The organism is Pseudomonas sp. SP16.1, assembly GCF_052682975.1.
Genome location: NZ_JBQYFZ010000001.1, coordinates 2,450,530 through 2,472,781 on the forward strand (window position 1 = coordinate 2,450,530; position 22,252 = coordinate 2,472,781).

27 protein-coding genes are annotated in these 22,252 nt (G+C 67.5%); 8 read left to right on the forward strand and 19 right to left on the reverse strand.

Features of this window, described 5'->3' with window-relative positions; all coding sequences use genetic code 11:
- Positions 1-13: 13 nt before the first annotated feature.
- The gene (locus tag ACUTAF_RS11855) at positions 14-376 is read left to right on the forward strand and encodes a cupin domain-containing protein (protein WP_445580143.1); all 363 of its coding nucleotides are present in this window, start codon (positions 14-16) and stop codon (positions 374-376) included.
- A 209-nt stretch (positions 377-585) separates the two neighbouring features.
- On the opposite strand, the gene ACUTAF_RS11860 is transcribed toward ACUTAF_RS11855, so the two are convergent.
- A complete protein-coding gene (locus ACUTAF_RS11860; RefSeq protein WP_445580144.1) occupies positions 586-1,482 on the reverse strand; it encodes a LysR family transcriptional regulator in 897 nt (298 codons plus the stop codon).
- Positions 1,483-1,653: 171 nt separating this feature from the next.
- Between ACUTAF_RS11860 and ACUTAF_RS11865 the strand changes: the two genes are divergently transcribed.
- The 5 genes from ACUTAF_RS11865 (at position 1,654) to ACUTAF_RS11885 (ending at position 6,591) form a co-directional block, all read left to right on the forward strand.
- Positions 1,654-2,916 carry a D-amino acid dehydrogenase gene (locus tag ACUTAF_RS11865; protein ID WP_445580145.1) on the forward strand — a complete coding sequence of 421 codons (1,263 nt, stop codon included), beginning with the start codon at positions 1,654-1,656 and terminating at the stop codon, positions 2,914-2,916.
- A 16-nt stretch (positions 2,917-2,932) separates the two neighbouring features.
- Positions 2,933-3,289: a RidA family protein gene (locus ACUTAF_RS11870; protein WP_445580146.1), complete on the forward strand. Its 357-nt coding sequence runs from the start codon at positions 2,933-2,935 to the stop codon at positions 3,287-3,289.
- A 12-nt stretch (positions 3,290-3,301) separates the two neighbouring features.
- A complete protein-coding gene (locus ACUTAF_RS11875) occupies positions 3,302-4,018 on the forward strand; it encodes a gamma-glutamyl-gamma-aminobutyrate hydrolase family protein (protein WP_445580147.1) in 717 nt (238 codons plus the stop codon).
- A 135-nt stretch (positions 4,019-4,153) separates the two neighbouring features.
- A complete protein-coding gene (locus ACUTAF_RS11880; protein WP_445580148.1) occupies positions 4,154-5,605 on the forward strand; it encodes an alanine/glycine:cation symporter family protein in 1,452 nt (483 codons plus the stop codon).
- Positions 5,606-5,760: 155 nt separating this feature from the next.
- Positions 5,761-6,591, forward strand: coding sequence for an ion transporter (locus ACUTAF_RS11885; protein WP_445580149.1), 831 nt, complete (start codon positions 5,761-5,763; stop codon positions 6,589-6,591).
- A gap of 227 nt (positions 6,592-6,818) precedes the next feature.
- On the opposite strand, the gene ACUTAF_RS11890 is transcribed toward ACUTAF_RS11885, so the two are convergent.
- From ACUTAF_RS11890 to ccmA, 10 genes are all read right to left on the reverse strand, one after another.
- Complete coding sequence (locus tag ACUTAF_RS11890; protein ID WP_445580150.1) at positions 6,819-7,142, reverse strand: hypothetical protein; 324 nt, start codon at positions 7,140-7,142, stop codon at positions 6,819-6,821.
- Positions 7,139-8,350, reverse strand: coding sequence for a c-type cytochrome biogenesis protein CcmI (ccmI, locus tag ACUTAF_RS11895; protein ID WP_445580151.1), 1,212 nt, complete (start codon positions 8,348-8,350; stop codon positions 7,139-7,141). The genes ACUTAF_RS11890 and ccmI overlap by 4 nt, the downstream gene beginning before the upstream one ends.
- Positions 8,347-8,835, reverse strand: a complete 489-nt coding sequence (locus tag ACUTAF_RS11900; protein ID WP_445580152.1) for a cytochrome c-type biogenesis protein — start codon at positions 8,833-8,835, stop codon at positions 8,347-8,349. The genes ccmI and ACUTAF_RS11900 overlap by 4 nt, the downstream gene beginning before the upstream one ends.
- Positions 8,832-9,371 (reverse strand): DsbE family thiol:disulfide interchange protein, encoded by a 540-nt coding sequence (locus ACUTAF_RS11905; protein ID WP_445580153.1) that lies wholly within the window; start codon positions 9,369-9,371, stop codon positions 8,832-8,834. The genes ACUTAF_RS11900 and ACUTAF_RS11905 overlap by 4 nt, the downstream gene beginning before the upstream one ends.
- Entirely contained in the window at positions 9,368-11,341 is a 1,974-nt protein-coding gene (locus tag ACUTAF_RS11910; RefSeq protein ID WP_445580154.1) for a heme lyase CcmF/NrfE family subunit, read from the reverse strand. The genes ACUTAF_RS11905 and ACUTAF_RS11910 overlap by 4 nt, the downstream gene beginning before the upstream one ends.
- Positions 11,338-11,826, reverse strand: coding sequence for a cytochrome c maturation protein CcmE (gene ccmE, locus ACUTAF_RS11915; protein WP_445580155.1), 489 nt, complete (start codon positions 11,824-11,826; stop codon positions 11,338-11,340). Before ccmE ends, ACUTAF_RS11910 begins: the two co-directional genes overlap by 4 nt.
- Complete coding sequence (gene ccmD / locus ACUTAF_RS11920) at positions 11,823-11,999, reverse strand: heme exporter protein CcmD (RefSeq protein WP_445580156.1); 177 nt, start codon at positions 11,997-11,999, stop codon at positions 11,823-11,825. The genes ccmE and ccmD overlap by 4 nt, the downstream gene beginning before the upstream one ends.
- A complete protein-coding gene (locus ACUTAF_RS11925; RefSeq protein WP_445580157.1) occupies positions 11,996-12,751 on the reverse strand; it encodes a heme ABC transporter permease in 756 nt (251 codons plus the stop codon). The genes ccmD and ACUTAF_RS11925 overlap by 4 nt, the downstream gene beginning before the upstream one ends.
- Before the next feature lie 61 nt (positions 12,752-12,812).
- Positions 12,813-13,484, reverse strand: a complete 672-nt coding sequence (ccmB, locus tag ACUTAF_RS11930; protein ID WP_445580158.1) for a heme exporter protein CcmB — start codon at positions 13,482-13,484, stop codon at positions 12,813-12,815.
- A complete protein-coding gene (gene ccmA / locus ACUTAF_RS11935) occupies positions 13,481-14,125 on the reverse strand; it encodes a cytochrome c biogenesis heme-transporting ATPase CcmA (RefSeq protein WP_445580159.1) in 645 nt (214 codons plus the stop codon). Before ccmA ends, ccmB begins: the two co-directional genes overlap by 4 nt.
- Before the next feature lie 161 nt (positions 14,126-14,286).
- Here ccmA and fliK point away from each other — a divergent pair, with 161 nt between their 5' ends.
- Both fliK and ACUTAF_RS11945 read left to right on the forward strand, forming a co-directional pair.
- Positions 14,287-15,828, forward strand: coding sequence for a flagellar hook-length control protein FliK (gene fliK / locus ACUTAF_RS11940; RefSeq protein WP_445580160.1), 1,542 nt, complete (start codon positions 14,287-14,289; stop codon positions 15,826-15,828).
- Positions 15,825-16,166: an EscU/YscU/HrcU family type III secretion system export apparatus switch protein gene (locus tag ACUTAF_RS11945; RefSeq protein ID WP_445580161.1), complete on the forward strand. Its 342-nt coding sequence runs from the start codon at positions 15,825-15,827 to the stop codon at positions 16,164-16,166. The genes fliK and ACUTAF_RS11945 overlap by 4 nt, the downstream gene beginning before the upstream one ends.
- Here the strand turns inward: ACUTAF_RS11945 and ACUTAF_RS11950 are convergent.
- The 8 genes from ACUTAF_RS11950 to ACUTAF_RS11985 form a co-directional block, all read right to left on the reverse strand.
- Positions 16,126-16,590, reverse strand: coding sequence for a rhodanese-like domain-containing protein (locus ACUTAF_RS11950; RefSeq protein ID WP_445580162.1), 465 nt, complete (start codon positions 16,588-16,590; stop codon positions 16,126-16,128). The two genes, ACUTAF_RS11945 and ACUTAF_RS11950, sit on opposite strands and share 41 nt — an antisense overlap.
- A gap of 149 nt (positions 16,591-16,739) precedes the next feature.
- Positions 16,740-17,162, reverse strand: a complete 423-nt coding sequence (locus tag ACUTAF_RS11955; RefSeq protein WP_445580163.1) for a DUF2802 domain-containing protein — start codon at positions 17,160-17,162, stop codon at positions 16,740-16,742.
- Positions 17,163-17,165: 3 nt separating this feature from the next.
- Positions 17,166-17,645: a chemotaxis protein CheW gene (locus ACUTAF_RS11960; RefSeq protein ID WP_021445082.1), complete on the reverse strand. Its 480-nt coding sequence runs from the start codon at positions 17,643-17,645 to the stop codon at positions 17,166-17,168.
- Positions 17,646-17,779: 134 nt separating this feature from the next.
- On the reverse strand, positions 17,780-18,571 hold the full coding sequence (locus ACUTAF_RS11965; RefSeq protein ID WP_445580164.1) for a CheW domain-containing protein: 792 nt from the start codon (positions 18,569-18,571) through the stop codon (positions 17,780-17,782).
- A gap of 87 nt (positions 18,572-18,658) precedes the next feature.
- Positions 18,659-19,447, reverse strand: a complete 789-nt coding sequence (locus ACUTAF_RS11970) for a ParA family protein (protein WP_445580165.1) — start codon at positions 19,445-19,447, stop codon at positions 18,659-18,661.
- 82 nt (positions 19,448-19,529) lie between these two features.
- Positions 19,530-20,351 (reverse strand): flagellar motor protein MotD, encoded by an 822-nt coding sequence (gene motD, locus ACUTAF_RS11975; RefSeq protein ID WP_445580166.1) that lies wholly within the window; start codon positions 20,349-20,351, stop codon positions 19,530-19,532.
- Positions 20,352-20,363: 12 nt separating this feature from the next.
- Positions 20,364-21,104 carry a flagellar motor protein gene (locus ACUTAF_RS11980; protein ID WP_445580167.1) on the reverse strand — a complete coding sequence of 247 codons (741 nt, stop codon included), beginning with the start codon at positions 21,102-21,104 and terminating at the stop codon, positions 20,364-20,366.
- 25 nt (positions 21,105-21,129) lie between these two features.
- The gene (locus tag ACUTAF_RS11985) at positions 21,130-22,248 is read right to left on the reverse strand and encodes a protein-glutamate methylesterase/protein-glutamine glutaminase (RefSeq protein WP_445580168.1); all 1,119 of its coding nucleotides are present in this window, start codon (positions 22,246-22,248) and stop codon (positions 21,130-21,132) included.
- Positions 22,249-22,252: the final 4 nt, after the last annotated feature.

The window sequence follows — 22,252 nt, forward strand, 5'->3', positions numbered from 1 at the left end:
GAGTGAGAACGACATGCTGCACAGCATCAAGCAAGGCATCACCCTGGACGAACTGGAACTCAGCGGAACCCTGGAAGACATCGGCGTCGAGATGATCGACGGCGACAACGCGATGTTCGCCTTGACCACCTTCGCCACCGAGGACGAGTCGGTCAGCGCCGGCTACTTCGGCGTGCGCCGCAGCCGTTTCCGCCTGCCCTACACCTTCCACGAACAGGCCGTGGTGACCCTCGGCGAGGTGAAGATCACCAACGAGCAGACCGGCGAAACCGCTCACTACAAGGCCGGCGACTCCTTCTTCGTCGCCAGCGGCACCAACACCCTGTGGGAAGTCGTGAGCGACAGCTTCACCAAGCACTACCTGGCGGTCGACTGAGAACGCCTGGCTTGCGCCCGGCCGCCAGGCCGGGCGTAACGGACCCGACAGACCGCGACTGCGCGCCGACCTCATGTCCTGTGCCCCGGCCGACTCGGTTAGCCTCGACAGCGCTTGAGCGAGACACTTGCGCGGCACGGGACAGCAAAGGACGCGCAAGTGGTTCGCCGCGAGTCTGCTGGCGCGCCTTGGAACAGCGCCGGCCCGGCTCAGCGTTGCAGCAGTTGCCTGGCCTGCTCCGCCATCTGCCGGATCAGAGCGCTGGCGGCCGGATGCAGTCCGGCGCTGGAGCGGCTCAGCGCATACAGCGTCACCGTGATGCTCGGTTGCAACTCGCGAACCTGCAACGCCGAGGCATGGACCAGCGCCGTGAAAGGATCCACCACGGCCATGCCAAGCCCGGCCTCCACCAGCGAGCGCGCCACCTGATAGGTCTGCACATGGGTATTGATCAGAGGCCCGTCTTCCAGTTCGTCCAGCTGACTACTCAGCAAGCTGCCCAGTCCATCGCGGGTATCCAGAGCAATCAGCGGCTGACCTGCCAGCTCGTCCAAGGCCATGGGTTTGCCAGCCAGCTCCTCGCTCCACTGGCCACGGCCCGCGATCACTCTCATGCTGCCCTGGGCCAGGCTCTCGCTGCGCAAGGCCGGATGTTTGGGTTCCTGCAGGCTGAAGCCGATATCCGCCTCGTGCAACAACAGGCTCTCGATCAGCTCCCGGGTGTGCTGGGTCGCCAGCGTGCAAGGCGTCTTCGAGTAGCGCCGTCGCCATAGCGCGATGCTGGCCGGCAGCAGGGTCTGCGCCAGGGTTGGCGTGGTCACGATGCGCAACGGGCGGTCGCTGTGGCCACGCAGGTTGCCGGCCAACCGGCGCACCTCGCGCAGATCGTCGAAGACCTTGCTGGTGGCAGTCTCCAGCAGGCGCGCCTCCGCCGTGGGATGCAGCTGTCCACGAATCCGCGTGAACAGGCTGAAACCCAACTGGGCCTCGGCATGATGCAGCGCCTTGGTCGCCGCCGGCTGAGTGATGTTCAACAGCCTGGCGGCGCCGGTGACCGAGCCGGTCTGCAGGATTGCCTGGAAGATCTCGATATGACGCAGCCTCATGAGCTTTTCCCAACTCGGACAGGATGAATGCGAAGACGGCACGGCGCCCGTCGGGGCCACAACCCGGCGTCGCCCCATAGCCTGAGGTAATGGCTGCACCGCATCTGTTCATTCGTACTGCGCAGCCGACGACGGCAAGCTTGCCTCCATCGAGCAGTCATGGAGGCAGCAATGAGCAAGCACGTCGCAATAGTCGGGGGTGGGGTCGTCGGTCTGGCCACCGCCTATGCGCTGGTCCGCGAGGGCCATGGGGTCAGCCTGTGCGACAGCCATGCGCAGGTCGCCCAGGAAACCAGCTTTGCCAACGGCGGGCAGCTCAGCTATCGCTATGTGTCCCCACTCGCCGACGCCGGCGTGCCGCTCAAGGCCCTCGCCTGGATGCTGCAGGGCGACGCCGCCCCGTTGAAATTCCACCTGCGCCTGGAGCCGCGGCAATGGCGCTGGTGCCTGAGCTTTCTCGCTGCCTGCCGCAGCTCGGTCAACCGGCGCAATGCCGGCCACCTGCTGCGCCTGGCCCTGCACAGCCAGCATGTCCTCGGGCAATGGCGTGCGCAGGACGGCCTGGGCGACTTCGCCTGGCGCCGCAACGGCAAGCTGGTGGTCTACCGCCATGCCGCCAGCCTGCGCCAGGCCGCCGCCAAGCTGAGCGAGGCGGCCGGGCAGCGGCTGCTCGATACGGCCCAATGCCTGACACTCGAGCCGGCCCTGGCAGGCATGGGCGGGCAACTGGCCGGCGGCATCTACAGCGCCGACGACGAAGTCGCCGATTGCCTGCGCTTCTGCCAGGTCCTGGAACAGCGCCTGCAAGCCAGTGGCCGCTATCGCCGCCTGGGCGGCAGCCCGGTGACCGGTTTCGAGCTGGCCAACGGCAGGATTCGCGCCTTGCGCCTGGGCCAGAAGTGCCTCGCCGCCGACGCCTTCGTACTCGCCGCCGGCAATCGCAGTGCCGGCCTGGCCCGCAGCCTGGGCCTGCATCTGCCGATCTACCCGCTCAAGGGCTACAGCCTGACCCTGCCGCTGGCGCAGGACGCCATCGCCCCGGAGGTCAGCGTGACCGACTTCGACCACAAGGTGGTCTACGCCCGCCTCGACCGCCAGTTCCGGGTCGCCGCCATGGTCGATATCGGCGCCCGCGACGCCCAGCCCAGCGCACGCCGCCTGAGCGCGCTGCGCCGCCTGGGTGAACGCACCTTTCCCCACGCCGGCGACTACCGGCAGGCCGAAGCCTGGGCCGGACTGCGCCCCTGCACGCCACAGGGCACACCACTGCTCGGCGCCACCACGCTGGGCAACCTCTGGCTGAACAGCGGTCACGGCAGCCTGGGCTTCACCCTGGCCTGCGCCAGCGGCCAGATTCTCTCGGAGCTGATTTCCGGGCGTGCCAGCCCGATCTCGCTGGAAGGCCTGAGCCTTCCGCAATGCCACTCGCGTTAATCGACAGGAGCCTTCCATGCACATCGAGCGTATCGCCAGCACCCCGCGCCTCAGCGGTGCCGTACTCCACGGCGATCTCATCTACCTCTCCGGCCAGGTTCCGGACGACCGCCAGTGTGGCTGCGCCAGCCAGACCGAACAGGTACTGGCCAAGATCGACAGCCTGCTGCAGCAGGCCGGCAGCGACCGCGCCAACCTCTTGAGTGTCCAGATCTGGCTGAAGGACATCGAAAGGGACTTCACCGCCATGAACGCGGTCTGGGAGCGCTGGCTACCGGCTGGCTGTGCACCGGCCCGTGCCACCACCCAGGCCGACCTCGCCTCCGCCGATGTACTGGTGGAGATGATGGTGATCGCCGCCCGCCCGCACTAGCAAGGAGCCGCCATGCGCAAACCCCTGATTGGAATCACCCTGGATGTCGAACCGCAAGGCGGAGGCTACTCCAGCGACCCCTGGTATGCCCTGCGGGTCAATTATGCCGAGGCGGTGAGCGCCGCCGGCGGCCTGCCGATCGCCCTGCCCCATGATTGCCAGGCCGTGACGGATTACCTGGAGCGAATCGACGCCCTGCTGGTCAGCGGCGGCATGTTCGACATCCCGCCGGAACTCTACAACCAGAGCACGCAGCACCAGAGCGTGAGCACCAAGGCGACGCGCACCCGCTTCGAGATGGCCCTGCTGCGCGGCGCGCTGGAGCGGGACATGCCGGTGCTGGGCATCTGCGGCGGCATGCAGCTGCTGGTGGTCGCCTCCGGCGGCAGCCTCTACCAGGATCTCGGCAGCGACATGCCCGGCGCCCTCGAGCACATGCAGACGAGCGCCCACGACCACCCCTGGCACCCGGTGGAGATCGCCCCGGATAGCCAGTTGCAGCGCCTGCTCGGCTGCAGCTGCCTGCAGGTCAACTCGGTGCACCACCAGGGCGCCCGCCAACTGCCGGACAACCTGTTGCCGGCCGCCCGGGCCGAGGATGGCCTGATCGAAGCGGTGGAACGCCGCGATCGGCGCTTCGCCCTGGGCCTGCAGTGGCACCCGGAGTACCGCATCAACCCGGAGGAAAGCCGCCTGTTCCAGGCCTTCGTGGATGCCGCCCGTTCATGACAAGAATCGACTGGTCGTCGAGAACCCGCCAATGCAACGCCTCCGGCCGCGCCCTGCGGTTCTCCGCACCTGCCACGCCACAAGCTGAATCGTTCTGCCTCGACAATCCCAATTCCAATCGCAGAGAGCTTCGCCATGCTTAACCTCCTCAACGACTTGCTCTGGGGCAAGGTCCTGATCGTCACCCTGGTGGCCATCGGCTTGCTGTTCACCTGCAGTTCCCGTTTCGTGCAACTGCGCCACTTCGCCGCCATGTTCGGCATCCTGCGCAGCGCCTTTCAACACCAGAAAGGGCAGATCAGCTCGTTTCAGGCCCTGACCCTGAGCGTCGCCGGGCGCGTTGGCGCCGGCAATATCGCCGGTGTCGCCGTCGCCATCACTCTGGGCGGCCCGGGAGCCGTGTTCTGGATGTGGATGATCGGCCTGCTCGGCATGGCCACCAGCTTCTTCGAATGCACCCTGGCCCAGGCCTTCAAGGTGCGTGGCAGCGACGGCCTGTATCGCGGCGGCCCGGCTTTCTACATCAGGGCCGGACTGAAATCGCCCAAGCTGGCGGTGGTCTTCTCGGTCCTGCTGCTGGTGACCTTCGGCTTCGGCTTCAGCGCCCTGCAGTCCTACACCATCGCCACCTCGCTCAACGACACCCTCGGTCTGCCGGCCTATGCCTGCGCCGCGCTGATCGTCGGCCTGCTCGCCGCGATCATCTTCGGCGGCCTGCAGCGTATCGCCAGGTTCGCCGAGCTGCTGGTGCCGGTGATGGCCCTGGGCTACCTGGCAATGACCCTGTACATACTGGGTAGCCATGTGGAGCGCATTCCCGAAGCCCTGCTGATGATCTTCAACAGCGCCTTCGGCCTGGACCAGGCCCTCGGTGGCGGTGTCGGCGCGGCCATATTGCACGGCATCAAGCGCGGCCTGTTCTCCAACGAAGCCGGCCTCGGCAGTGCCCCCAATGTCGCGGCGGTGGCCGAGGTCCCGCACCCGGTCAACCAGGGCATAGTGCAGGCGTTCAGCGTCTTCATCGACACCCTGGTGCTGTGCAGCTGCACGGCGATGATCGTCCTGCTATCGGATGCCTACCAGCTGGGCGGCAACCTCGGCGGCATCGCCCTGACCCAGGCCGCCATGGCCGAGCACGTGGGAGAGTGGGGGCGCGTCTTCGTCAGCCTGGCGCTGTTTTTCTTCTGCTTCACCTCGATCATCTACAACTACTACCTGGGCGAGAACAGCCTGAGCTTTATGGGTCTTGAAAGTCCTGGGATGGTAGCAGGCTTCCGCCTGTTGACCCTGGCGCTGATCCTCTGGGGCGCCCTGCAGGATCTCAACACGGTGTTCGCCTTCGCCGACCTAACCATGGCCCTGCTTGCCCTGGTCAACCTGGCCGCCCTGGTCCTGCTGCTCAAGGTCGGTCTGCGCCTGATGCGTGACTACGAGCGCCAGCGTGCCGCCGGAGTGGCCCGCCCCGGTTTCGATCCGCGCCTGTTCCCCGACCTGGACATCGACCCGCAGGCCTGGCCGGCTCCGCCCGGGCAAGCCGCTCCAGCCGAAGTGGTGGAGACCGGCAGCTTGCAGTCCCAGCCGTCCTGATCTCTCGCCGATCTGAAGCCCGCCTGACGGCGGGCTGCTGCATCACTCCCCTGGCGACCCGATACCGACGCGTTGCCCTTGCGCAAGGACGACGGCCTTGCCATAGCCCTGTCGAACTGCCTAGGCTGCCGACTTCTACCCCACCGGGCTTAGCCATGGACAACAGCCAAAACTGGCGCCAGCGCCTCTACGTGATCATCTTCGAAACCGATACCAAGGCCGGGCAGCGCTTCGACAACTGGTTGCTGCTGTGCATCCTGGCCAGCCTGGTGGTGGTGATGCTCGACAGCATCGAGCGCTTCCACAGCCAGTACGCCGGGCTGTTCGGCGCGCTGGAGTGGGGCTTCACCGCGCTGTTCGCCATAGAGTACGGCTTGCGCCTGTACTGCTCGCCCAAGCCCCTGCGCTACGCCTTCAGCTTTTTCGGCCTGGTCGATCTGCTGGCGGTGCTGCCGGCGATCCTCGCGCTGCTGCTGGCCGATGCGCAGTACCTGATGATTGTCCGCGTGATCCGTATGATCCGCATCTTCCGCGTGCTCAAGCTGCGCCAGTACCTCAGCCAGGCCAATTTCCTGCTGTTGGCGCTGCGCGGCAGCCAGCAGAAGATCATTGTCTTTCTGGTCAGCGTCTCCACCCTGGTCACGGTGTTCGGTGCGCTGATGTATGTGATCGAGGGGCCGGCGCACGGCTTCACCAGCATCCCGATCGGCATCTACTGGGCGGTGGTGACCCTGACCACCGTGGGTTTCGGCGACATCACCCCGCATACGCCGCTGGGACAGATGCTCGCCACCCTGGTGATGATCACCGGCTACTCGATCATCGCCGTGCCCACCGGCATCTTCACCGCCGAGCTGGCCAACGCCATGCGCCTGGAAGGCCAGTTCAAGCATGACTGTCCGGGCTGCAGCAAGGCGAGCCATGAACACAACGCGGCCTTCTGCAGTCGCTGCGGCAGCGCACTGTTCCGCCAGCTGCGGGACTGACGGCGACGCCCACGGGCTTCGTTGTCGGCAACCTGGGGTGAGTGAAACCCACCCGGGCGAGGCTGGCGGGCTTCAAGCAGGATGAGTCCTGCATGGGAAACGGCGCCCGAAGGCGCCGTTGTCGTTTGGGCGGATGCGCCCCCGCGAGGAGGTGGCGGGTACTCGTCCTACAGGCTCGGTGGCGGCTAAAGCCCTCCAACCGGGTGATCTACGCAGCCGAAACCCAGTCAGCGGTTCTGGTACTGGCGAAACAGGCCGGGCGGGATGCCGCTGCTGTCGGTGGCCTTCCAGGGTCCGCCAGGCTGCGGCGACCAGCTCCAGCCGCCGTCCCAGCGATAGAAGATGCGCTCGCGGTAGTAGAGATCGCGCGCGCCTTCGACCACATAGACGCTCAGCGCCGGATTCCAGTGGCTCCTCACCCCCGGCGGCGGCGCGTAGCGCGGGTGCGACGGCTGCGTCGCCTGCGGCGGCGAGCCGACCGGCGTGATCGGCTGCACGACGCAACCGACCAGGCTCAGACCGAGTGCGCCGAGCAGTGCCAGGCGCTTCATTGTGCCTGCCCGTCACGGCTGTCGATCAGCAGCGCCTGGGTTTCACGGGCGGTGTTCGACACCGGCCCGCGCTGGCCGATCCACTCGCCGCGGGTGGCGTTGCCGGCGCGCGACACCCGCGCCACCAGCTGCACCTGCTCGAAGGCCGACAACTTGAGCTCGGGCATCATCGCATCGACATCCGACAGGCTGACCTGCGCCGGCAGGTCGGAGACCTTCAGGCGCTTGACCGCCAGCGGCATGGGCGGGCCGCTGAGGGCGCGGGCGAAGACGAACACGCTGTCGTCCGGCTGCACCTGCGCCTGCACCTCGGGCGCCAGCGCCACGCTGACTTCCAGCGCGTGTACCTTGATGCCCGGCTCGGCGGCGGCACTGGTGGGTTCGCCCGCCCCCATCTGCTGGCGCGAGCGCTCGATGCCGCCGGCGATCGCCGCGCGCGACGGGTCCTGCTCGGGCAGCACCGCCACCAGGCGTTCCCAGTAGCGCACCGCATCGGCGTAGCGCCGGCTCTCGTAGGCGGCGATGCCGAGCAGGCCGAGGCTGGTCACCTCCTCCGGGTCGGCCTTCAGCGCCTCGTCGGTCAGCGCCTGCATCTGCTCGTTCCACTGCTTGCCGCCGGCGAAATACAGCGCCTGCGCCCACTGGCCGAGCAGCTCCGGCGCTCGGCCGGCCAGCTTCACCGCCTGCTCGAAGGCCTTGGCCGCATCACCGGCGCGCTCCTGGGCCATATAGGTGCGGCCGAGGAAGTACCAGGCCTCGGCAGAGTCCGGGTTGTCCTTGAGCGACTGCTCCAGGCGCGCGGTCATCTCCTCGATGCTCTGCGGCTGCTGGGCGGCGAAGGTACGTGCCTGCTCGACCTGAGCCAGGGCGCCCCAGTGCATATACAGACCGACGCCCAGCAGCGGCACCAGCAAGGCCGCGAGCAGTGGGATCCTGCCGCCGAGCACGCCGCTGCGCCGCTGCACGCCCTCGGTGTCGGCCAGCAGTTCGCGCGCGGCCTCGGCACGGCCGGCCTCGAGCTGGGCGTCGTCGAGTACGCCGGCCTGGCGCTGGGTCGCCAGCTCCTGCAGGCGCTCCTGGTAGAGAGTGACGTTGAGGGCGGTGCGGTCTTCCTCGGCCTGCAGCTTGCGAATGCGCAGCACCGGGATCAGCAGAAAGGCCAGGGCGGTCAGCAGCAGCAACCCGGCGGGCAACCAGAAATCGATCATCGGTGTTTCTTGTCCTGAGAGGTTTGCTCGAGCAGCGCGGCGAGGCGCTGCTGCTCATCGGCGGAGAGGCCGGCGGCCGGGCGCGTCTTCTGCTGGCTGCGGCGGCGCAGGACGATGGTCCCGAGCACGCCGAAGCCGATCAGCAGCAGGCCGGCCGGGCCGTACCAGAGCAGCAGGGTGCGTCCGGTGACGGGCGGCTTGTAGAGCACGAAGTCGCCATAGCGCGAGACCAGGAAGTCGATGATCTCGTCGTTGCTCTTGCCCTCTTCCAGCATGCGGTAGATCTCGCCGCGCAAGTCCATGGCGATCGGCGCGTCGGAGTCGGCGATGTTCTGGTTCTGGCACTTGGGGCAGCGCAGTTCCTCGACCAGATCGCGGTAGCGCTGGCGCTCCGCCTCGCTGGCGAACTCGAAGGTGTCGATCGCGGCCTGGGCGCTGGCCAGCAGGCCCAGGCTGAGGCCGGCGGCGATAAGCAGACGCTTCATGGGCGGGCCTCGTCGACCAGTTGCTGGTAGATCGGCGCCAGTTTCTCGCGCCAGACGCGCTCGTCGATGGTGCCGACGAACTTGTGGCGGATGATGCCCTGGGCATCGACGAAGAAGGTTTCCGGCGCGCCGTACACGCCCAGGTCCAGACCGAGGCTGCCCTTGGCGTCCTCGATATTGAGCTGGTAGGGGTTGTGCAGCTCGCGCAGCCATTTCTGCGCCGGTTCGCGCTGGTCCTTGTAGTTGACCCCGTGGATCACCACACCGGCCTCGGCCAGCTTGTTCAGCACCGGGTGTTCGTGGCGACAGGACGGGCACCAGGTGGCCCAGACGTTGACCAGCGCAGGCTTGCCCTTGAGGTCGGCCTCGCTGAGGGTACGTCCGGGGTCGTCCAGCGACGGCAGGCTGAAGGCCGGGAACGGCTTGCCGATCAGCGCCGAGGGCAGCTCCGAGGGGTCGAGGAACAGCCCGCGGTAGAGGAACAGCGCGACGCCGAGAAAGGCCAGCAGCGGCAACAGCAGCAATAGACGTTTCATGCCTTGGCCTCCGCCATGCCCAGGGCCTCGCGCACGCGGGTGCGCACCTTGATCCGGTAACGCGAATCGCTGGCGGCGAGGAAACCACCGAAGCCCATCAGCAGCGCGCCCAGCCAGATCCAGCGGACGAACGGCTTGATGTGCACGCGCACCGCCCAGGCGCCCTGCTCCAGCGGCTCGCCGAGGGCGACGAAGAGATCGCGGGTGAAGCCGGCGTCGATGCCCGCCTCGGTCATGGTGGTCTGCTGTACGGTGTACAGGCGCTTCTCCGGATGCAGCACCTTGATCTGCCGCTCGCCGTCGAAGATCCGCACCGTGCCCTTGTCGGAGACGAAGTTGGGGCCTTCATGATGCACGGCGCCGTCGAACTGGAAGCGGTAGCCGCCCAGCTCCACCGAGTCACCCGGCGCCATGCGCAGGTCGCGCTCGTAGCTGCCCAGGCTGGTCAGCACCACGCCGAGGGCGCAGACGGCGAAGCCCAGGTGCGCCAGCTGCATGCCCCAGTAGCTGCGCCCCAGGCTCGGCAGGCCCTTGAGCAGGCCCTTGTGGCGGGTCTTGTCGAGGATGTCGCGCGCCCCGGCCAGCACCACCCAGGCCGCCAACAGGCACACGGCCAGCACCGCCCAGTTGAAGTCGCCGTGGACGAAGGTGGCGACCAGCGCCAGCACCACGCTGGCCACCAGCACCGGCACCAGCATGCGCCCCAGCCAGTGCAGCGGGGTGTCCTTCCAGCGCACGATCACGCCGACCGCGATCACCGCCATCAGCAGTGCCATCAGCGGCACGAACAGCGCGTTGAAGTACGGCGGGCCGACCGACAGCTTGGCCCCGGTCAGGGCGTCGAGCACCAGCGGGTAGAGGGTGCCGAGCAGGATCATCGCCGCGGCCACCACCAGCACGATGTTGTTGACCAGCAGCAGGGTCTCGCGCGACCACAGGCCAAAGCCGACCTGGCTCTTGACCACCGGCGCGCGCAGGGCGAACAGCGCCAGCGAGCCGCCCACCACGATCAGCAGGAAGACCAGGATGAACACGCCGCGCTCCGGATCGGTGGCGAAGGCGTGCACCGAGGTCAGCACCCCGGAGCGCACCAGGAAGGTGCCCAGCAGGCTGAGGGAAAACGCGGCGATGGCCAGCAGCACCGTCCAGCTCTTGAACACGCCGCGCTTCTCGGTCACCGCCAGCGAGTGAATCAGCGCAGTGCCCACCAGCCAGGGCATAAAGGAGGCATTCTCCACCGGGTCCCAGAACCACCAGCCGCCCCAGCCCAGCTCGTAGTAGGCCCACCAGGAGCCCAGGGCGATGCCGATGCCGAGGAAGGCCCAGGCGACTATGGTCCAGGGCCGCGACCAGCGCGCCCAGGCGGCGTCCAGCTTGCCGCCGAGCAGTGCGGCGATGGCGAAGGCGAAGGCCACCGAGAAGCCGACGTAGCCCATGTACAGCATCGGCGGATGGACGATCAGGCCGAAGTCCTGCAGCAGCGGGTTGAGGTCGCGGCCATCCATCGGCGCGTTCGGCAGCAGGCGCTCGAAGGGGTTGGAGGTGACGATCAGAAACAGCAGGAAGCCGACGCCGATCATGCCCATCACCGCCAGCACGCGGGCCAGCATCTCTTCCGGAAGGTGCCGCGAGAAGATCGATACGGCGAAGGTCCAGCCGGCCAGGATCAGCGCCCACAGCAGCAGAGAGCCCTCGTGGGCGCCCCATACGGCGCTGAACTTGTAATACCAGGGCAGCGCGCTGTTGGAGTTGTGCGCCACGTAGGCGACCGAGAAGTCGTCGACCATGAAGGCGTAGGTCAGGCAAACGAAGGCGAACAGCAGGAAGGCGAACTGGCCCCAGGCGGCCGGCTGGGCCAGACTCATCCACTGGTGGTCGCCGCGCCAGGCGCCGATCAAAGGCAGGGTGGCCTGTACCAGGCACAGGCACAGCGCCAGGATCATCGCCAGGTGGCCGAGCTCGGGAATCATTGCGCGCCCTCCTGCTGGTAGGCCTGCTTGCCGGCGGTGGCGGCGTCGTGCTGCTGCTTCATGCCGCTCTTTTCCAGCGCCTGCATCACTTCCGGCGGCATGTAGTTCTCGTCGTGCTTGGCCAGCACCTCGTCGGCCACCAGCACGCCGTCCTCGTTGACCCGGCCGAGAGCGACGATGCCCTGCCCTTCGCGGAACAGGTCGGGGAGGATGCCGTGGTAGCGGATGGTCACGCCCTGGGCGCCGTCGGTGACGATGAAATCGACCTCCAGCGAATCGCTCGAGCGCTTGACCGAGCCTTCCTGCACCAGGCCGCCGGCGCGGATGCGGGTGCCTTCCGGCGCCTCGCCATTGGCAATCTGCGTCGGGGTGTAGAACAGGTTGATGTTCTCCTGCAGCGCGGTCAGCGCCAGGGCCACGGCGATGCTGACGCCGCAGAGGATGGCCAGGACGATGTACAGACGCTTCTTGCGGACCGGATTCACTTCGACTTCTCCCGGCGCAGGCGACGCGCCTCGTCTTGCAGGTAGCGGCGGCGTGCCAGGATCGGCAGCGCCACATTCAAAGCCAGCACCGCCAGGCTGATGCCGTAGGCGCTCCACACGTAGGCGCCATGGCTGCCCATGGCGAGAAATTCGGCGAAGGAAGAGAAACTCATGCCTTGCCCTCCACCAGGGATTCGACCTCGGCTTTCACCCAACTGCTGCGCGCCTCGCGCTTGAGCACCTCGGTACGCATGCGATAGAGCAGCACGGCGCCGAAGAAGCAGTAGAAGCCGAGCACGGCAAGCAGCAGCGGCAGCCACATCTCCACCGGCATCGCCGGCTTCTCGGTGATCTTGAAGGTGGCGCTCTGGTGCAGCGAGTTCCACCACTCCACCGAGTACTTGATGATCGGGATATTGACCACCCCGACTATGGCCAGCACCGCGCAGGCCTTGGCCGCGCTGTCGCGGTTGCTGATGGCGTTGCCCAGGGCGATGACGCCGAAGTAGAGGAACAGCAGGATCAGCATCGCGGTCAGGCGCGCGTCCCACACCCAGTAGGTGCCCCAGGTCGGCTTGCCCCAGATCGCGCCGGTGAGCAAGGCGATGGCGGTCATCCAGGCGCCGATGGGCGCGGCCTGCTGCAGGGCGACGTCGGCCAGCTTCATCTTCCACACCAGGCCGACCAGTCCGGCGACCGCCAGCATCACGTAGATCGACTGGGCGAGGAAGGCCGCCGGCACATGGATATAGATGATCCGGAAGCTGTTGCCCTGCTGGTAGTCCGGCGGCGCGAAGGCCAGGCCCCAGACCAGCCCGGCGGCGATCAGCAGCACCGCACCGACGCCGAGCCAGGGCAGCCAGCGGCCGCTGATCTCATAGAACCACTTGGGCGAACCCCACTTGTGAAACCAGGTCCAGTTCATGCTCGACTCATCATTCAAACCTGACCCAGAGACGATCCAGGCCAGCTATCAGGGTTCATTGTCATTCGCCGACGCTTATGGTCAGGCCGGCGGCGATCGCAAAGGGTGTCAGGGTTACCGCCAGGGCGGTGAGGCTGGCCAGCCACAACAGGTGGCCGCCGGCCGGCAATCCTTGCAGGGCCGCCTGTAGCGCCCCGCTGCCGAGGATCAGCACCGGGATGTACAGCGGCAGAATCAGCAGCGCCAGCAGCAGGCCGCCGCGCTTGAGACCGACGGTGAGCGCCGCGCCCACTGCGCCGAGCAGGCTCAGCACCGGCGTGCCGAGCAGCAGCGACAGCAGCAGCACCGGCAGGCAGCGCCCAGGCAGGCCGAGCATCAGCGCCAGCAACGGCGCCAGCAGCACCAGCGCCAGGCCGCTGAACAGCCAGTGTGCCAGCACCTTGGCCAGGACCAGAAGAGGCAGGGGGTGCGACGAAAGGACCCACTGCTCCAGCGAGCCGTCCTCGAAATCACTGCGGAACAGCCCGTCCAGCGAGAGCAGCACTGCCAGCAGCGCCGCCACCCACACCAGGCCGGGAGAAAGGGTTTGCAACAATTGCGTCTCCGGCCCCACCGCCAGCGGGAACAGCGCGACCACTATGGCGAAGAACACCAGCGGGTTGGCCAGTTCGGCGGGGCGGCGCGCCAGCAGGCGCATCTCGCGGCTGAGCAGCAGGGTGAAGACGTTACTCATGCCGCATGCTGTCCCAGGTCGAGTTCGCGGTAGGTGGCCGGCTTGTGCTGCAGGCTGTGGTGAGTGGTGAGCACCACCACCCCGCCGCGCTCGCAATGCGCCGCCAGATGCCGCTCCAGTTGCGCCACGCCCTGCTTGTCGAGGGCGGTGAAGGGCTCGTCGAGCACCCACAAGGGCGGCGCGTCGGCCAGATACAGGCGCGCCAGGGCGACGCGGCGCTGCTGGCCGGCGGACAGGGTATGACAGGGAACGTCCTCGAAACCGCGCAGGCCGACCGCTTGCAGCGCCTGCCAGATCGCCTCGCGGCCGATCGGCGTGTGCAGCGCGCAGAGCCAGGCGAGATTCTCTTCGGCGCTCAGCAGGCCCTTGATGCCGGCGGCGTGGCCGATCCACAGCAGGTTGCGCGCCAACTCGCCGCGCTGCTCGGCCAGCGGCTTGCCCTGCAGGCGGATGCTGCCGCCGGTGGGTTGCATCAGCCCGGCCAGCAGGCGCAGCAGGCTGGTCTTGCCGCTGCCGTTGGGGCCGCTGATCTGCAGCATGTCGCCGGCCTGCAGATGGAAATGCAGGTGCTCGAAGAGCATGCGCCAGTCCCGCTCACAGCTGAGCGCCACGGCTTCGAGAAGGGGATCGGGACGGGTCATCGCTACCTGGCAGGGTTAAAGTCGGCAGTGCCCCGGCCGCTATACTGACGCGAGCCGGAAGTGCGGTGCGGAACGGGGCGGCATTATACATGTCGCATCACTGCCCCCGCAGTCAGCATTTTCGACAGGGTGTTAACAGACTTTCGGCCTATCGAGCGCTCATGAGCGAAATCAGCAGTCCCCGCCCGTTTCCCGCCACGCCGCCGGCGCTGCGCCCTGCCGTCAGCGCCGCCGACCTGGCCGTGCGCCTGCTGCAGCCGCTGGAAGGCCTGCTGGTCGCCGGCGAAAGCGCCAAGGCCGAGGTGATCGCCCTCAAGGAGCAGGCGCAGAGCTTCCAACTACTGCTCAAGCTGACCCTGGACAGTGGTCGCCAGGCCACCTTGCAGGCCGAGAGCGCCCGCCCCTTGGCGCAAGGCACCACCCTGGCCGTCACCGCGCTGTCCGATACGCGCCTGCTGCTGGCGCTGCAGAGCGGCGGTGACAAGCCGCTGAGTAGCCTCGATCTGCAGCAACTGCCGCCCGGCACCCTGGTGCAAGGCAAGGTGATCAGCCGCGAGCCGTTGCCGGCACAGGGCACCCAGGCAACCTACCGCCTGCTGGTCAATCTGCTCAACACCCCGCTGGCCGGCAGCCAGTTGGTCATCGACAGCCCGCTGGCGCTGCCCCTGGGCAGTCTGCTCAGCGCCCAGGTGCAGGGCAGCCAGAGCCTCGCCTTCCTGCCGCTGAGCGGCCGCCTCGATCAGCTGGTGCTGGGCCAGCAGCTGGCTGCCCAGCAGAGCCGCCAGGCCTCGCTGGAAGGGCTGATCAGGGGCCTGCAGGGCATGGCCGGCAAGGCCGAGCTGGGCGACGAGCTGCGTGGCGGCATCGAGCGCCTGCTCGGTGCCCTGCCCGACAGCGCCCAGCTGAGCACCGCCAAGGGCCTGGCGCAGGCGCTGGAAGGCAGCGGCGTGCTGCTGGAGGCGAAACTGCTGCAGGGCCAGACCGCCGCCCTGCCCCAGGACCTGAAGGCCAACCTGCTGCGTCTGATCGCCCAATTGCTGCCGCAGATGCCTGGTGGCGCCGCCTCCCTCGCCGGCCTGCAGGGCGCAATGGCCCAGGCCCTGCCGGCGCTGGCCAGGCAGATGCTCGGCGGCCTCAGCCCCGCCGGCGCCGCCCGCCAGCAGGCGCTGAGTTTCCCGCTGCCGTCGCGACTGTTGCAGAACCTGGACGGCGAGGCCGATCTGGAAACCCTGCTGAAACTCGCCGCGGCGGCCGTTTCGCGCCTGCAGACCCACCAGCTGTCGAGCCTGGCGCAGACTCAGGTGGATGCCAATGGCAACCTGCTGACCACCTGGCAGCTGGAACTGCCCATGCGCCATCAGCAGGAGGTGATCCCGCTGCAGATCAAGCTGCAGCGCGAGGACAGCGGCAAGGCGGACCAGCCGGAGCACAAGGAAACCCTCTGGCGCGTCGAACTGGCCTTCGACCTCGACCACCTCGGCCCGCTACAGGTGCGCGCCCAGCTGCTGCGCGGCAGCCTGTCCAGCCAGCTGTGGGCCGAGCGCGCCGATACCGCCAACCTGATCGGCACCGAACTCGGCAACCTGCGCGAACGCCTGCAGGCCGCCGGCCTCGAGGTCGGCGAACTGGCCTGCAGCCAGGGCCTGCCGCCGCAGGGGCCGAAGACCACGCTGGAACAACGCTGGGTGGACGAAACCGCATGAGCCGCAAGCACGCAGCCGAGCCGCACCAGGCCATCGCCCTCAATTACGACGGGCGCAGCGCGCCGGTGCTCAGCGCCAAGGGCGACGACGAGCTGGCCGAGGCCATCCTCGCCATCGCCCGCGAATACGAGGTGCCGATCTACGAGAACGCCGAACTGGTGCGCCTGCTGGCCCGCCTGGAGCTGGGCGACGCCATCCCCGAGGCGCTGTATCGCTGCATCGCCGAGATCATCGCCTTCGCCTGGTACCTGCAGGGCAAGACCCCGCCCGGCTTCGAGGCGCAGGGCGAACGCGACGTCAGTCCGCCGCCGACCCTGCTGCGGGGGCCGGCAGGCTGAAGGCCAGCGACTCGCCGTTCTCTCCCTTGCCACTGGGAAAGTCGAACAGCTGCCAGGCGAAGTAGCCGCCGCGGAAATAGAACACCCGGCTGAACCCCCAGGTCACCGCCTGCTGCACCGCCCGCGCGCTGTGCGGGCAGACCTCGCTGTCGCAGTAGATCACCAACGGCAGCTCGCGCGGCCAGTGCCCCTGCTGCAGCCCGGCGAAACGTTCGGCCAGGTCCATGTGCAGGGCGCCGTACACATGCCCCCAGCTCCACTCGCGCAGCGGCCGCACGTCGATGAACAGCGCACCATGGTCGTACAGATGCTTGGCTTGCAACACGTTGACCGTAACCGCACCGCGGATTTCCAACGGCGCCTCCTGGGCGGCCAGCGGCACGCACAGCAGCCAGCCGGCCAACAGCAGAATCAGGCGATGCATAACCGACACCCCGCTGCGATGCCTCGGGCCGCGCGATCGCGCATGCGAACGACGTGCCCTTCTCTCAGACTAGGCACGACGGAAAGGGGGACTAGGAACGATTAACGCAGCCCGAAGGGCTGCTAAGAACCACGGCGCCTATGCGCCGTTCACGGCCGATCGCCCGCCTTCGGCTGATGCAGGCGGCTGATCAGCTCAGCCTCGGCCTGGCTCAGCCCGCAGGACTGGGTCAGATCGTCGACACTGGCGCCCATGCCGACCAGACGCGCGGCCTGGGTGAAGGACAGGCTGCTGGGGTCGCGCTGCTCGATCTGGCTGAGCTTGTCCGGTAGCGGCGCGACGATGCGGCGCAGCTCGTGCAGCTCCTCGCCCATGCGGATGCTGCCGCTCAGGTAGGCATCCAGGCGTTTGCCCAGCTCCTTGATCCGCGCGTCGCGCGCGGCATCGCGCTTGGCCTGTTCCGCCAGCAAACGCTGCTGGTTGCGGTACAGGCCATTGCAGACGATGCCCAGTGCCACGCACAGCAAAGCCAGGAAGGCCAGGGCCGCAGCGAGCATGGCGAACTCGGACATGGCTCAGATGCTCTCCAGCTCCGACCACTCTTCCTCGGTCATCATCTTGTCCAGCTCGACCAGGATCAGCAGCTCGCCGTTCTTGTTGCACACGCCCTGGATGAACTTGGCCGATTCGTCGTTGCCGACGTTCGGCGCGGTCTCGATCTCGGACTGACGCAGATAGACCACCTCCGCGACGCTGTCGACCAGGATGCCAACCACCTGCTTGTCCGCCTCGATGATGACGATGCGGGTGTTGTCGGTGACCGGCGCCGAACCCAGGCCGAAGCGCTGACGGGTGTCGATCACGGTGACCACGTTGCCGCGCAGGTTGATGATGCCCAGCACGTAGCTCGGCGCCCCCGGCACCGGGGCAATCTCGGTGTAGCGCAGCACTTCCTGCACCTGCATCACGTTGATGCCATAGGTCTCATTGTCCAGGCGAAAGGTCACCCACTGCAGAATCGGATCTTCGGCACCCTGTGCAGAACTTTTCTTCATGTCCCTAGCCTCGTCAAAAACCGCTCGATGCGGCATGTGCGGGTCGACCCGCCTGTCATCAACTATAAAGCCCGGCGCATGCGCGGGCCCAGCAATCCTCGAAACCTGTTCTCCGCGCCATATGCCGGCGGCGCTCAGCGGCTCTTGGCGGCGGCAAGGCGCTTGGCAGCGCCGCTGGCGATCAGCTCGGCGAGCGCGGTCACGTCGAGCAGCGCACACATGTGTTCGATCACCGTACCGGCCAGCCAGGGCCGCTGGCTACGCTGACTGCGCCATTTCACCTCGCTCGGCTCCAGGCGGATCGAACGGCTGACCTGATGCACCGCCAGCCCCCACTCGTAGCCCTGTACCGAGATCACGTACTGCAGGCCCTCGCGGAAATCGTCGCGATAGCGGTCGGGCATGACCCAGCGCGCGGTGTCCAGCACCTTGAGGTTGCCGGCCTGGCTGGGCAGGATGCCGAGGAACCAGTCCGGCTGACCGAACAGCGGGGTCAGCTCCTGGCCCTGCAGCGGGTAGATCGAGCCCAGGCAGATCAGCGGCACGGCCAGGGTCAGCCCGGCAACGTCGAACAGCAGGCATTCGAAGGGTTCCTCGGCCCAGGCTGGCCGACCATCGGACGATGGCGCCGGCGGTTGTGCCTGCGGCGCCTGCAACGGCGCGGCGACCGGCGGCGGTGCCTGCACCTCCACGACCGGCGCCACCACCAGGGCCACCGGTGCGAGCGGGGCGACGACAGGCGCTGGGGCGGCGACAGCAGGCGCCGCCTGACGCGCATCGCGCACCTGTTCCTCGAGCACCGCGCTTTCGAACTCCTCGAGGCTGACGGACATTTCCAGCTCGGCCGCGGCCTCCTGCAACAGGCCGTCAAGGTAGGTCTGCAGGGCCAACTGGGAACGCGTGCCGGTGGCGAGGGTACGACTCATGAGTGAAACCTGTGGTGGAAGCCTGTACAGCCTATCGGCCGCAGCGGGGGCCGACTTGAGTGCGCCAGTTCAACATAGACGAGCACTTCAGGCCACCTGCGCCGCCGGCTGATGACTCAGCAGATGCTTGAGCAGGGCGCGGTAGGCGATCACCCCGCGACTACCGGCATCGAACTGCGACGGCGTCCGCCCAGCCCGGCTGGCGTCGCGCAGGCGCGTGTCGACCGGAATATAGGCCGGCCACAGCTGCTCCGGGTAGGTGTTGCGCAGCAGCCGCAGGGTGCTCATCGAGGCCTGGGTGCGGCGGTCGAACAGCGTCGGCACTATGGTGTAGGGCAGCGCCTGCTTGCGCGAACGATTGATCATCGCCAGGGTACTGATCATCCGCTCAAGGCCCTTGACCGCGAGAAACTCGGTCTGCACCGGAATCACCAGCTGCTGGCTGGCGGCCAGGGCGTTGACCATCAGCACACCGAGCAGCGGCGGGCTGTCGATGATGGCGTGGTCGAAGTCCTCCCATAGCTGCGCCAGGCTCTTGGCGACCACCAGACCCAGGCCACTCTGCCCCGGCGACTGGCGCTCGAGGGTGGCCAGCGCGGTGCTCGACGGCAGCAAAGAAATGCGCTCGTGGCTGGTTTCGTGCAACAGCTGCCTGGGCAGCCCCTGCGGCACACCACCCTGATGCAGGAACAGGTCGAAGCAGCTGTGCTCCAGCGCATCGGGATCATGACCGAAATAGCTGGTCATCGAACCATGGGGGTCGAGGTCGACCACGACCACCCGCTTGCCGGCGTCGGCCAGCAGGCCGGCCAAGGCGATGGAGGTGGTAGTCTTGCCGACACCCCCTTTCTGATTGGCTACTGCCCAGACTTTCATCTTCTCTCATCCTCCCGGCGTAGAGCGCTCAGGCCGAGAATGGCTGTCGCCCGCGACGAACGGACGACTGGGATTTGACGGCTCACGATTGCGGAGCCCCTGCTGCAGGCGCCGGTGCAGGTTGCGTGCCAGCTCCGGACTGCTGCCGCTCGGCGGTGCTGCCGCCGCTGCGCCGGGTGTCGAGGTTGCGCGATATCACCAGCACCACCCGACGATTGCGCGCCCGCCCCTCGGCAGTGGCGTTGTCCGCTACCGGCTGGAACTCGCCGTAACCCACGGCCGCCAGACGCGTCGGATCGACCCCGTCCATGGCCAGCATTCGCACGATGCTCGCCGCCCGCGCCGAGGACAACTCCCAGTTGGTCGGAAAGCGGCTGGTCTGGATCGGCAGGTTGTCGGTGAAGCCTTCCACCTTCACCGGATTCTGGTAAGGCGCCAGAATCTTGGCGACCTTCTCGATGATGCCGAACGCCATGTTGTTCGGCAGCGCATCACCGCTGGGAAACAGCAGGCTGGAGCTCAGCTCGATCTCGATCCACATCTCGTTGCCGCGCACGTTCAGCTGCTCGCTGCGGATCAGCTCGCCGAAGGCCTGGCGCACGCTGGCGGCGATGTCCTGCAGGGAGTCGTCGGGGGTCTCGCTGTTGGCCTCGTCCAGCGAGGCGCGCTCGGGCTCGCCGGTGCGTGGCCGCTCCTCGCCCACCGGGATCGGCTTGATCGAGCGATCCGGCTGGTTGAACACGCCGGTCAGGGTCTCGGAGAGAATCTTGTACTTGCCCTCGTTGAGCGAGGAGATCGAGTACATCACCACGAAGAAGGCGAACAGCAGGGTGATGAAGTCCGCGTAGGACACCAGCCAACGCTCGTGATTCTCGTGCTCGTCATGATTGCGCCGGCGCGCCATGGCATTCCTCCATCAGTCCATGAAGCCTTGCAGCTTCAGCTCGATGGAGCGCGGGTTCTCGCCCTCGGCAATGGACAGGATGCCTTCCAGCAGCATCTCGCGGTAACGCGATTGACGCAGGGCGATGGCCTTGAGCTTGTTGCCGGCCGGCAACAGCAGCAGGTTGGCGAAACCGACGCCATAGATGGTGGCGACGAACGCCACGGCGATGCCGCTGCCGAGCAGGCTCGGGTCGGCCAGGTTGCCCATCACGTGGATCAGGCCCATCACCGCGCCGATGATGCCGATGGTCGGCGCATAGCCGCCCATGCTCTCGAACACCTTGGCGGCCTGGATGTCGCGCGCTTCCTGGGTGAACAGATCGACCTCGAGGATGCTGCGGATGGATTCCGGCTCCGCACCGTCGACCAGCAGTTGCAGGCCCTTGCGCGCATAGGGGTCGGGCTCGGCCTCGGCCACCGCCTCGAGACCGAGCAGGCCCTCCTTGCGCGCCACCATGCTCCAGCCGACCACGCGGTTGATGCCGCCGATCAGGTCGATGCGCGGCGGGAAGAATATCCAGCCAAGGATACCCATGGCACGCTTGAACACGCTGACCGGCGCCTGCAGGAACGCCGCGCCGAGAGTGCCGCCGATCACGATCAGCGCCGCCGGGCCGTTGAGCAACGCACCGGCGTGACCGCCCTCGAGGTAGTTGCCGCCGAGAATGGCGACGAACGCCAGGATGACGCCGATCAGGCTCAGAACATCCATGCAGATGCGCTCGGGTTGCGACTCATCACAGACAGGCCTCGGTCAGGTGCCGGCCGATCTCGTCGAGGCCGTAGACCGCGTCGGCCAGGTTGGCTTTCACCACGGCCATGGGCATGCCGTAGATCACGCAGCTCGCCTCGTCCTGCGCCCATACCTGGCTGCCGCCCTGCTTGAGCAGGCGCGCGCCTTCGCGGCCGTCGGCGCCCATGCCGGTGAGCACCACCGCCAGCACCTTGTCGCCGTAGGACTTGGCCGCCGAACCGAAGGTGATGTCGACGCAGGGCTTGTAGTTCAGGCGCTCGTCGCCGGGCAGGATCTTCACCGCGCCGCGGGCGTCGACCATCATCTGCTTGCCGCCGGGGGCCAGCAGCGCCAGGCCGGGACGCAGCAGGTCGCCGTCCTCGGCTTCCTTGACCTGGATGCGGCAGAGCTTGTCCAGGCGTTCGGCGAAGGCCTTGGTGAAGGCCGCCGGCATGTGCTGAACCAGCACGATGGGCGCCGGAAAACCGGCCGGCAGCTGGGTCAGCACGCGCTGCAGGGCCACCGGGCCGCCGGTGGAGGTGCCGATGGCCACCAGCCTGTAGGACTTGCGCTTGGGCGCGGCGCTGGATGCGGCCGGTGCGCAGCGAGGCGTGGCCGCCGGTGCCGCCGCACGCGCGGGCGCGAGCGCCGCGCGACTAGTCGGCGCCGCTGCCGGACCGGCCGCAGTCGGCGCCGGAGCCACTGCGGCCGAGCTGAAACGGCGGTTGCTGCGGGCGATGCTGTGCACCTTCTCGCACAGCAGCTGCTTGACCTTCTCCGGGTTGCGCGAGATGTCCTCGAAATTCTTCGGCAGGAAATCCACCGCCCCGGCGTCCAGGGCGTCCAGGGTCACGCGGGCCCCCTCGTGAGTCAGCGAGGAGAACATCAGCACCGGCGTCGGGCAGCGCTGCATGATGTTCCGCACTGCGGTGATGCCGTCCATCATCGGCATCTCGTAGTCCATGGTGATCACGTCCGGCTTGAGCGCCAGCGCCTGATCGATGGCCTCGCGGCCATTGGTGGCCGTGCCCACCACCTGGATATTGGGGTCGGCCGACAGAATTTCCGAAACGCGCCGGCGAAAGAAGCCGGAGTCGTCCACCACCAAAACCTTGACCGCCATACAC